This window comes from Vibrio sp. Isolate22 (genome assembly GCF_022398115.1).
Classification (GTDB): domain Bacteria; phylum Pseudomonadota; class Gammaproteobacteria; order Enterobacterales; family Vibrionaceae; genus Vibrio.
Genome location: NZ_JAKEUW010000109.1, coordinates 1 through 5,946, shown reverse-complemented (window position 1 = coordinate 5,946; position 5,946 = coordinate 1). Strand labels below are relative to the sequence as shown.

Below are 5,946 nucleotides of genomic sequence, written 5' to 3'. Positions count from 1 at the left end.
ACAGCAGCACAATCGTCATCAGCCAGTTACCAGTAAAAGAGTGGTACAACATGATCGGCAACGCTACTGTCGCTGACGCTCTAATGGATCGTCTAGTTCACAATAGTCATCGAATAGAACTGGGAGGTGAATCAATGAGAAAACTGGCGCAATCCGAACACTTAGAGTAAAAATAGGGAAAGAGAAAAAGTGCTGGTTCAGGTGTTCGGAATAAACCGAAACAAGCGTTCGCAATCACCGAAATACGCATCGGCTCAAGGGCTTTTATTTAGGGGTATGATTGAAGCCACAAAAGCAAATTTTTGAGTCACACCCCTAACACAAAGAGTCACAGAGCATAAAAGGGGATGTCCCTCTGGTTGGTAACTTGTTGAAGCATTTGAACGCAAAAGCACAAGCGAAAGTTGAGCAGAAAGCTGATGAGGCAAGGGTTTTCCTTGATGCGCATGTAGAGGGAAACTTAGCTAGTAAAGGATCTAACGACTCTTAAGAGGAAAATACATGTCAGTTTATAAAGAAAAAAAGTCTCGATAAACGATCGAATCAAGAGCTTAATGACTATCAAAATTTGGTCAATCGAACGATTGGTCAACTTTCACTAGAACTTAAATCGAGCTCCCCAAGTAGAGCCAGAGATGCTCAAACTAGGCTTATTCATTGGGAGGAAAGATTGTCTAATCTTGTATCTTTTCTTAATAATCGGAAGTAAGAGGGAATATGACCAGAACAATCCCTATCTGGCAGGGTAGTTGTCACTGTTAAAATTTAACCAGCTTGGGCGATAAAGAGTAATTGTGTCTCGTATCTCAGTAGAAAGAAAAGAAGCTATATTGAAGAAGCTGTTGCCTCCCTATTCGATGTCAGTGAAAGAAGTATCGGAAGAGGAAGGAATTAGCACCGCGACCCTGTATCATTGGCGGCAGCAACTCAGAGGTTCAGGAGCCGCCGTGCCAAATAGCAACACTTCATCAGAGCAGTGGTCTGCTCAAACTAAACTCGCCATTGTTGCTGAGACTTACTCGATGACCGAAAATGAACTCAGTCAATATTGTCGAGAGAAGGGCTTGTACCCTGAGCAAGTACAGACTTGGCGGAATGAGTTTGTTCAAGGAGTCATGCCGAACAAAGAGAGTGAAGCCCAAGCTAAAAAACAGGCTAAAGCTGACAAACTTGAAATCAAAGAGTTGAAGAAAGATTTACGACTCAAAGAAAAAGCACTCGCTGAAACGGCCGCCCTCTTGGTACTAAGAAAAAAGCTGAGAGCCTTTTACGGGGAAGAGCCAGAGGACGACTAACCTCAACCGATGAAAGGCAGACCATAGTGACTCTTATCCTTGAAGCGAAGCAATGCGGATGTCGTTTAGAGCCAGCTTGTCATGAAGTTCAAATCGACTTGAGAACGTATCGTCGCTGGTATCAGCAAGGTGAAGTTCAAGCTGACAAAAGGCCAATATGCCTCAGACCTGAGCCTGCTAACAAGCTGTCGCAGGAAGAGCGTGATGCGATTGTCAAGGTGTGTAACTGCTCTGAGTTCGCAAGCTTACCTCCGACTCAAATCGTCCCGACACTGCTCGATAGAGGTGAGTATATCGCCTCTGAATCGAGTTATTATCGAGTACTGGCAGCACAGGGGCAACTTCACAAACGAGGCCGTCAGCGGAGCAGACAGAAGCAAGCGAAGCCAACAAGTTATACGGCGACAAGCTCGAATCAAGTCTACACATGGGATATCACTTACTTACCTTCAAAGGTTCGAGGTCAGCACTATTACCTGTATGTCATCGAAGACATCTACAGCCGAAAAATCGTGGGTTATGAAGTATATGAGCGAGAGTGCGGTGAGCTGGCGTCACAGCTTCTGCAACGGACGTTGATGCGAGAGCAGTGCTTCAATCAAGCTCTGGTTCTTCACTCAGATAATGGTGCGCCGATGAAGTCGTTGACGTTCAAAGCTAAGATGGAAGAGTTAGGTATTACTTCATCGTATAGTCGCCCAAGAGTCAGTGATGATAACCCGTACGTTGAGTCATTGTTCCGCGCGGTAAAGTACATACCAAGCTGGCCAACAAAGGGCTTTGAAACAATCGACAGTAGTCGGAGTTGGGTTGAAGCCTTCGTACGCTGGTACAACACCGAGCACAAGCACAATAAGCTGAATTACGTCACGCCTTCAGAGCGTCACAATGGAAAAGATAAAGAGGTCTTGAAGCGCCGAGCGGAGGTCTTACTCGCTGAAAAAGAGCTAAACCCTGAACGCTGGCCAGGTGATATCAGAAACTGTGAACCTGTTGGTGACGTTCACTTAAATCCAGAAAGAGAAGCTGCTTAATAAGCAAGCAAATGATGACAACTACCTTGAAAAACACCGCAATACAGTAACCCGCAGCGTTGATCTGCTCTTTGCCGGTAATGTCTTCAATTGCGGTCACAGCTTTCGCGACACCTTCAGTCACATAGTCACCAAATTCTACCTCTTTCTGTGCTTCACCAGGATTGCGCCAAGACATCATGAACACACTATGCCCTTGTTCAAGCAACCAGCGAACCATAGAGTTCTTCTCACGAAGATCGAGAATGTAATACTTATTGATAAACGGCGGTACGATCAGAAATGGCGTAACATTGACCTGAGGTGTTTTCGGGTAGTATTGAATCAGTTCAAACAATTCATTTTGAAAAACAACGTCCCCTTCCGTATTAGCAACATCGACTCCCAACCGGAAAGCATTATTGTTGGTCATACGAATCTTGAGGATATCAGCGCTTGCTTCAACATCAGCCTGCAATTGCTCAAGACCATCGATCAGGTTTTCACCATTTCGCTCAAGCGTCAATTTCATCAGCTCTGGGTTTGTCGCAATAAAGTTGCTTGGAGAAAGTGCGTTGATCGCTTGACGTGAAAAGAACGCAACACGCTCTTTGGTTTTCTCATCAATGCCGTCAATTGAGTTTATGGTGTCGATATAGCTTTTACTAAACAACAAATAGGATTGCTTGATAAAGCTATAAAAGGGGTCGTTTTTCCACGCTTCATCAATAAAACGTTTATCACTGCGATCTTCAGTAATTACACTTTCTGTGTTACCCATCAATGCAGCGTTTTGCCAGATCTTAAGTTGTTGCTCCCACCATTGGGATTGTAACTGAAGGAGTGCAGCGGGTTGGTTAGCGGTTTGCTCGAAGATTTTCGATGCATCATCAAAATTCAATTCTTGCATCGCTTGGTTTAGGGGAGATTGCGCGGCTTCCTTGTTTTGTTCAAAGTTGTCCCACCATTGCTGGTTTGTTTGTTGAAATTTAACAAGGTAGTCCGAAAAGAAGTGTTGAAACATAACATGACTCCAATAATCGGAAAATCGCCACCGAGCCTCACAGTAAACACTGCGCTAACTCGATGGCGATTGAATTTATGCAGGTGTAACTGTTTTCAAGTTTTCAGTTGTTAGTATTTCAACATCTTCTTTGAATTCTTTCGCTGCCGCTTGCAGCTTTGCGCTGTCACTCATCATCTGTTGAGAAAGTTGAGTTAATGCTGCTAGCTGCTGGCTGTTGAATGCAGTAAGGCTGTTCACATCTTTAATTTCAATTACCGCTTTCATTTGAGCAAGCCCCATGTCCGTATAAGTCTGCATCGCATTCATTTGCAATTCCGTCATGGTTTGAACGTTCTTTGCAACTAACTTGTTGAACTTAAAGTACGGTTCAAATTGCTTTTCAGTTTGGTCAGTAATTGTTTTGAAAATATCCGTGTACATAAGTAACTCCTGATGAATACATAGTTTAGTAAATTCGTACTTGTATCGTTTCAGCCAAGGCACTACTACTCACTAACGCCCCTTGTAGACTGCCGCGATAAATTGTTTAGTTTGCCAATGATACGTCCGGGGTTAGCCTTCAATACTCTTCAGCAGAACCGCGGTTCCCATTCCCCCACCCGCGCAAAGTGAAGCAACACCATAAGTGCTCTCTTGCCCAAGCATTTCGTGGATAAGTGAAACAATGATTCGATTGCCCGATGCGCCCAGTGGATGCCCAAGCGCAAACGCTTCGTTTAATTCAAATAGATCAACTTGTTCGAGTGTTAAATCAGCTTTATCTAACGCTTTAGACACTGCCTCTACTGGACCTAAGCGCATGATCTTTGGGTCTAATCCAGACTGTGCATAGCTTGTAAGCTCGACCAGTGGTGTCAGGCCGTATTTTGTTACAGCACTCTCTGATGCCAATATGATTGCGCTCGCGCCGTCATTAATACCCGAAGCGTTGCCCGCAGTGACCGTACCTTCACGGTCGAAGGCTGGACGCAGCTTTTGTAAACCCTCGAACGTTGCATCCGCTTTAGGATATTCATCGGTATCAAAGGTGACGGTCTGTCTGCGCTGTTTCACTTCAACAGGCACAATTTGTTCGTCAAACTTACCCGTTTCAATCGCAGCTACCGCTTTTTGTTGGCTTTCTAGCGCATAGTTGTCTTGAGCAAGACGCGAGATATTCATGTTCTCTGCTGTCACACCCATGTGATAATGATTGAACGCATCCGTCAGACCATCGCCAACAAGCAGATCTTTCATCGAAATGTCGCCCATCTTGTGTCCGTTGCGAATACTTGGCGGAACCACGAACGGGATTTGAGACATCACTTCCACGCCCGCAGCAACAACGATTTCTGCATCTTGCGCTTTAATATGAGCTGCAGCGCCATGACTGATTTCATACCACTACCGCAGATCATATTAACGCCGTAAGCTGGAGTCTCTTCAGGTAGCCCTGCGTAGATTGAAGCCTGACGTGCAACGCCCATACCTTGCCCTGCTGAGATCACGTTACCTACGATCACTTCATCAATGACATCTAGGGGAAGAGCTACTGAATCCAGAGCACCTTTAATTGCTACGCCAGCCAACTCACCCGCACTAACGTTTTTCAATGAACCCGTAAATGAACCAATTGGTGTACGTTTCGCTGCAACAATAAATACTTTTTCCATCGTTCAATTCCTGTCAGTTTCGCCAATTAGTGCATGTACAAGCCGCCATTTACAGACAAAGTCTCGCCCGTAATATACGCACCTGAATCGCTTGCTAGGAATCCAACCGTTTCGGCAATTTCCACTGGTGTTGCTAAACGTTTCATTGGGATTTGGTTCTTAATTGAATCCAGTACTTCAGGCTTCATTTGTTCAACCATTGGCGTTGCGGTGTAACCAGGGGCAATCACGTTCACTGTTACGCCACTGCGAGCGCCTTCTGCAGCTAAGGCTTTCGAGAAACCAATCATTCCCGCTTAAGCCGCCGAGTAATTGGTTTGTCCGAATTGCCCTTTAAGGCCATTCACTGAAGAGATATTGATGACGCGGCAGTTTCCTTTCTCACACATAGGTGCGAACAGCGGTTGAGTAACGTTGAACAAACTGTTTAAGTTCGTTTCGATAACCTCTTTCCACGCTTCGGCGTTCATCTTTTTGAATACGCTATCACGTGTAATGCCAGCGTTATTAACGAGAACATCAACGGTTCCCTCTTCCTCTAACAACTTGCTCAAGCTCAATGCGCACTCTTCTGTGCTGGTGACATCCAATTCAAACAATCTCACTTGATCTTCATTAAATTGTTTCTCGTTGAACCAATCCAATGCACACTGGTAGTTTCCGGTAAAGTACGTTGCAATTACACGATATCCGTCAGCGACCAACTTAGATGGGCTTTGTTGCGTAATTCAATGGAACTAAATCCAGAACCTACGATCTGATCAGCTACCTCCACTCTCTCTCGTAGTCCTATGCCTAAGCCTCGTTACAAAACAACCAACTGGAAGCAATACAACCAATCACTCATTAACCGTGGTTCTCTGACCTTTTGGATTGATGAAGAAGCAATAAGCGGGTGGGCGCAAAGCAAACAGAATAAGCGCGGGAGGCCGCGTCGGTTCAGTGATTTAGCTATCACG

4 protein-coding genes and 3 pseudogenes are annotated in these 5,946 nt (G+C 45.0%); 3 read left to right on the top strand and 4 right to left on the bottom strand.

Features of this window, described 5'->3' with window-relative positions:
- Both L1D55_RS26605 and L1D55_RS26600 read left to right on the top strand, forming a co-directional pair.
- Positions 1-170, top strand: a 170-nt coding sequence (locus L1D55_RS26605) for an ATP-binding protein (RefSeq protein ID WP_239919452.1), incomplete at its 5' end; no start/stop codon positions are given.
- Positions 171-794: 624 nt separating this feature from the next.
- Positions 795-2,329 (top strand): IS3 family transposase gene (locus tag L1D55_RS26600; protein WP_239919451.1). Its coding sequence is split into 2 segments (ribosomal slippage): positions 795-1,263 and positions 1,263-2,329, totalling 1,536 coding nucleotides; the frame shifts between segments, so codons are not numbered across the junction.
- 40 nt (positions 2,330-2,369) lie between these two features.
- Here L1D55_RS26600 and L1D55_RS26595 read toward each other — a convergent pair.
- The 4 genes and pseudogenes from L1D55_RS26595 to L1D55_RS26580 all read right to left on the bottom strand — a co-directional run.
- Positions 2,370-3,332, bottom strand: a pseudogene (locus tag L1D55_RS26595) (class I poly(R)-hydroxyalkanoic acid synthase); the annotation flags it as partial.
- Between the two features lie 75 nt (positions 3,333-3,407).
- A complete protein-coding gene (locus L1D55_RS26590) occupies positions 3,408-3,755 on the bottom strand; it encodes a phasin family protein (RefSeq protein ID WP_239919450.1) in 348 nt (115 codons plus the stop codon).
- A gap of 132 nt (positions 3,756-3,887) precedes the next feature.
- Positions 3,888-4,987, bottom strand: a pseudogene (locus L1D55_RS26585) (acetyl-CoA C-acetyltransferase).
- Between the two features lie 26 nt (positions 4,988-5,013).
- Positions 5,014-5,715, bottom strand: a pseudogene (locus L1D55_RS26580) (SDR family oxidoreductase).
- A 63-nt stretch (positions 5,716-5,778) separates the two neighbouring features.
- Between L1D55_RS26580 and L1D55_RS26575 the strand changes: the two are divergent.
- On the top strand, positions 5,779-5,946 hold a 168-nt coding region (locus tag L1D55_RS26575; RefSeq protein WP_200905027.1), incomplete at its 3' end, for a transposase.